Genomic DNA, 4,323 nt, shown 5'->3' on the forward strand with positions numbered 1-4,323 from the left:
CAAGTCGTGAAGCTGGCGGAACTGATGAAATACAATTTGCGTTCGGTGAGATCGCACTTGTTGAGAGAAGAGTTTCAGCGGTTCTGGGAATACGCTTCGGCAGGTTGGGCTGGGAAGTTTCTCGACGAATGGTGCGCTCGAACGATGCGGTCTCGCCTGGAACCGATGAAGCGGGTCGCTCGCATGCTGCGAAACCATCGCAACCTAATTCTCAACTGGTTCCGAGCGCGGGGAGCGATTTCCGCAGGTGTCGTCGAGGGATTCAACAATAAGGCGAAACTGACTACCAAAAAAGCTTATGGTTTTCGCACCTATAAAGCGATCGAAATCGCTTTGTACCATCAACTTGGAAAGCTGCCAGAACCAGAATTCACCCACAGATTCTGGTGAGGAGGCATCTTTTGAGGGAATTTGGCAATTGTGCATGCGCACGACGCGCGTACAGAGTTGATTTCTAGCGGTACGTCCCCCGTATTGAGGACGCCGACAGACATCTCTCTGCGGTCCAACGGCACCACACCCAGCTCGAGTACTTCACCCTCCTTGAGTCCCGGAAACTCCAACTTCGGAGTGGGGCCGACATGATCGCTCGAACTGCCACGATTTCCACAACCCGCAGTGGCAGTCATGACCAAGGCCAGAAACAGGACGTTCACAGTCGCCATCCGCGCCCCATAGCACACGTGCCACAGAACCGGCCACCATACAAAGAGCGCGCAGGCTCCAAGGATCGGCGGCAGGCAAGCCATGATCTGCAATACAACACCCCCTCGTCGTCGCTGGATCCTACTCAGTACTGCGGCGGATTCGCGTTCATTTCGTGACAGGATAATCGTATTTCCAGTCCACACGCGCCGGAATGATTCTGCCTTCCAGAATCCCATCGGATTTGGAGGATCGAGCGAGGCGACACGACCGTTCGCTTCAACTCCCAGAATAAGGGTGAAATGCGGCCTGCCACCTGTGATCGGATTGGGTCGCAAATGGGCAATCGCTGGGCAGCCGAGATGACGCAGATCGTCAAAGTCAAGCATGCACGACTTGGCGACAATTCCGACTTCGCGCGCTGTAAGTCCGCAAAGCTGGTCACGTCATTGTGATCCGGATCAGCCGATTGTCGGATTTGACTTAGTGCAACATCAGCGCCGAGGAGGCGTCCCCCGGCGTACAATGCGACTACGCCGCAGGCCCGGTAGTCCGTCAAATCGACATGCGCGGTGCCAGAATTCGGCTCCGCCTGCGCTATGCTCACCCAGCATTCTCGCCCAAGCAGTTGGCAAATGAGAAAGGCTAAACCAGCTCTGATCAGTATTTCTCTCTTCCAGGTCAGGCGACGAGTGGGCATGGGCATTTTTCTCGGTGACTATTTTTCAGACGCGATACTTCAGAGAGCGGTTTGGCTATTTCCTGGCAAAGAGGCGATTAAGCATAATTCCAATCCCTGCAACGACGAGCAGGGCAATGTTCAACAAAACCAGGTACCGGAATCTTGGAGATGGGCCTGCCGGAGCCTCTCCTGGCCGGACGCGTAGCCTTCCATCGGAGATCAACTGGCCCAACGTCCCCTCCTGAGTTTCGGCTCCCACCCTATAAGTGACGTCGTGCGGCCGATCGTTGACCAAAGTTCCAACGGGGAAGTCGATCACAAACTGCTCTTCCGGGATCGGTATGTTGAATCGGCTTCGTTCCTGGTCAACAGCCAGCTCAAACATCGCGTACGGCTTCCCGTTATCGGGAGAGGGGGGAGCGTATTGCGCGACGGGGAATATCAGCCTCCCCTGGGTTGGAGCCCAGACACCTGGAAGGATCTCTTCCGGCTCAGAAGTGATCTGTACAATCGGGCGCACGTTACCCCTCGCGATATCGCTGAACTCCAATCGCGTTGGGAGGTAATTCCGATTCGAATCGAACACCACCTTGAGAGTGAATTTGCTAAGCCAGTCCTGGGCCTCGGGCAAGGGCGGCGCGATGACTTCATAGAGACCGTCGATTTTTGTGCAAGAACTCTTCCTCGCCCGAACGAATTCAGCGTAGGTGTAGTCGCCAAATACCGCCCGATAAAAAAGCTCATAAAACGGGACCGGCTCGCCTGTGATCGACGAGTTACGTTGGTTGGCATTGATGAACGCCGATTTCTTGAGTTCGTTGAACGATTTCTGCAGTTCTCCGTCCCAAAGCAGGACGCGCTGCCCCTCGCCAAACGAACCGTCCCACCCGTCGTACGATTCCACGCGGACTCGACCGCGATCAAACCACTGGCGGCTGCGAAACGTCCGCTTGGGTGTATCAGGTCCTGCTGGGATATACCGGACGGGTTGATTCGCATCGGCCTTCCGCTGCTCGGAGTTCGCCGGATCTTCTACGAGGTAGACCGTCTCCTCCATGCGGTACCTCAGGTCGTACGTCGCCACGGCACGTACGCCCCGATCGTGCTCGCTGATCACCCGATCTAACTCGGATTCTGTCTCAGAATCTGCATAAGTCTGAGGAGCAAATCCGATCATGAGCACGGCCATTGGGATGCAAATTGATCGACTAATGAAGCGTCTGACAACGAGCGTCATCCAACGAAACGCGTGCATGGCAAGAGAGCGCATAACCGATCCTGCTCCAAGAAGTGTCGAAGTCGTGAGGACTTAACTGTCAGCCGCCTGGGCAGGCCTGAGCCGGCTTGTAAGTATCCTTTGTGCAACCGTCCGCGGTTGGGTTTGTCCCACTCGAGCAGGTGCAACCATTTTGAGCCTGATTTGCGCCGCAAGTTCCAGGAGTGCCGTATTTTTTTCCACAATCGAGACCCCCGGCCTGATCGACGGCGTACTCGGAGCCGTTCGTTACCGTTAACAAGTAGGTCCAAGTATTACTGCTATTGCAGTTACCCCCGGCGCAAGCACCCGCGGCCGCTGTGAAGCACCCGGTGACATCCTGGCAGCTATGGGTAAACGCCGTCTTATCGCAGGCAACCCCCCAAACCTCCTGTGCCTGTTCGGGGCTCAACGTGCAAGACGCCGAAAATCCAGGAGATACTGTCGCAATGGCGAGAAGGGCGCCTGAAATTCCCAAAACTCGACGCAACGTGATGACAGGTGACATTTTTTTCTCCTTCACGAAAAATATCGGGCATAGTCAAAACGGTTGAACACGAACTTACTTGCCGGACGAGGAACCATGTTTATGCAACAGATGGGGTTCCACGAGGTCGTACATTGCTGTCTGATGGGTTGCGTTTTCGCCTCCTCTGATTCTCTACTTGTGGCGGATAGAGACGATTTCCTGAAGTCCACTCATTTGAACGAGATGGCTCGCGGTCGTGTCTCCTTAAGTACCGCCTTGCAATTCCACTTCCATCAACCGCCTGGCCCAGCGATACACATCCTCAGCCGTTGTGAAGTTCGTCTCATTCATATTGAGCGTACGTGGCATCGAGCGCCGATCGCGCCTTCTTCCGCCTGGGGTTCATCAGCGGATAAGGCCGGAGAGATACCAGAGCCGCAGAAATGGGCCAGCAGCAAATTACGGCACAGGCAATTGATCTCCAGACCATCTCGCACCTCGTCATCACAACTCGAATATTGTTTTTGATACAGGGAGATTTGGGTGAGCATGTTAATGCACTATGGCTGTATAAAGCCGCAGTGTCGAGATTTCAAGCAGGAAACGGAGTTGCGGACAAAGAATATGTCGGAAAAGACAGATAATGAGTCTTCTTGTTGCTCATTTATGTTCAGTAGTGTGTGTGTTCGTGTTCGCTAATGTGGCGTTTGCGTTGTTGTTGGAGCAGATATGTTTCCTAGTTAGTCGCCTGACGCAGGAATACTTAATTGTGCGAAGCAACGGAGGTGTTCAGTGGGCTGCTACTGCCGCCGGGAAACGAAAACGGGGACATTCCACTTTTCAGATGAATCCCCCCTCGATCGGACTAGCAGGATTTGAATTTGCGGAATTGTCGCGCCGCCAAACGTTGAATGTGCGAACCAGTCACATGAACCGACGTGAATTGCCATGAAACAGGCTTGTGCAGATTGCCCAATTCTTGCTCCCAGCCAGGAAAAGTTCTAACCCGGATGTAATCTCGCCGCCACGATATCCCATGTTGCCTTAAGCGTCGCACTCGGGGATGTCTTTGCGAGGATGATTTCATTTCCGGGCTTTGCCATAGAGTAAATACAAAGAACGAAATCATCTTCGGAAACAAAGTCATGAACATCCACTGACTGTGGCAACTGCTGGAGGTGAGCGATTTCTTTTTTTTTCGTTTCGTCAATCCGCCAACCGAACGATTCGTAATAGTTTAGTTCAGCCCTCGTCGAAGTGACGTTGTGTCGG

At 53.8% G+C, this 4,323-nt stretch carries 5 protein-coding genes; 1 reads left to right on the top strand and 4 read right to left on the bottom strand.

Features of this window, described 5'->3' with window-relative positions:
- Nucleotides 1-390 (top strand): transposase (locus OSO_RS0109480; RefSeq protein ID WP_010583162.1); only part of this gene is annotated, 390 nt, incomplete at its 5' end.
- Here OSO_RS0109480 and OSO_RS52555 read toward each other — a convergent pair.
- From OSO_RS52555 to OSO_RS51905, 4 genes are all read right to left on the bottom strand, one after another.
- A complete protein-coding gene (locus OSO_RS52555) occupies nucleotides 342-1,034 on the bottom strand; it encodes a DUF1573 domain-containing protein (protein ID WP_083842828.1) in 693 nt (230 codons plus the stop codon). The genes OSO_RS0109480 and OSO_RS52555 overlap by 49 nt on opposite strands.
- A 366-nt stretch (nucleotides 1,035-1,400) precedes the next feature.
- Nucleotides 1,401-2,597 (bottom strand): hypothetical protein, encoded by a 1,197-nt coding sequence (locus OSO_RS0109490; protein WP_010583163.1) that lies wholly within the window; start codon nucleotides 2,595-2,597, stop codon nucleotides 1,401-1,403.
- A 46-nt stretch (nucleotides 2,598-2,643) separates the two neighbouring features.
- Nucleotides 2,644-3,090, bottom strand: a complete 447-nt coding sequence (locus OSO_RS50730; protein WP_157605117.1) for a hypothetical protein — start codon at nucleotides 3,088-3,090, stop codon at nucleotides 2,644-2,646.
- A 962-nt stretch (nucleotides 3,091-4,052) separates the two neighbouring features.
- The coding region (locus OSO_RS51905; protein WP_010583166.1) for a hypothetical protein at nucleotides 4,053-4,323 on the bottom strand (271 nt) is incomplete at its 5' end.

Origin of the sequence: Schlesneria paludicola DSM 18645 (genome assembly GCF_000255655.1) — a bacterium.
In the GTDB taxonomy this organism is placed as follows: domain Bacteria; phylum Planctomycetota; class Planctomycetia; order Planctomycetales; family Planctomycetaceae; genus Schlesneria; species Schlesneria paludicola.

Coding starts and splice junctions, on each gene's coding strand:
- OSO_RS52555 (WP_083842828.1), bottom strand. CDS start 1,034: ATGCTTGACTTTGACGATCTGCGTCATCTCGGCTGCCCAGCGATTGCC.
- OSO_RS0109490 (WP_010583163.1), bottom strand. CDS start 2,597: ATGCGCTCTCTTGCCATGCACGCGTTTCGTTGGATGACGCTCGTTGTC.
- OSO_RS50730 (WP_157605117.1), bottom strand. CDS start 3,090: ATGTCACCTGTCATCACGTTGCGTCGAGTTTTGGGAATTTCAGGCGCC.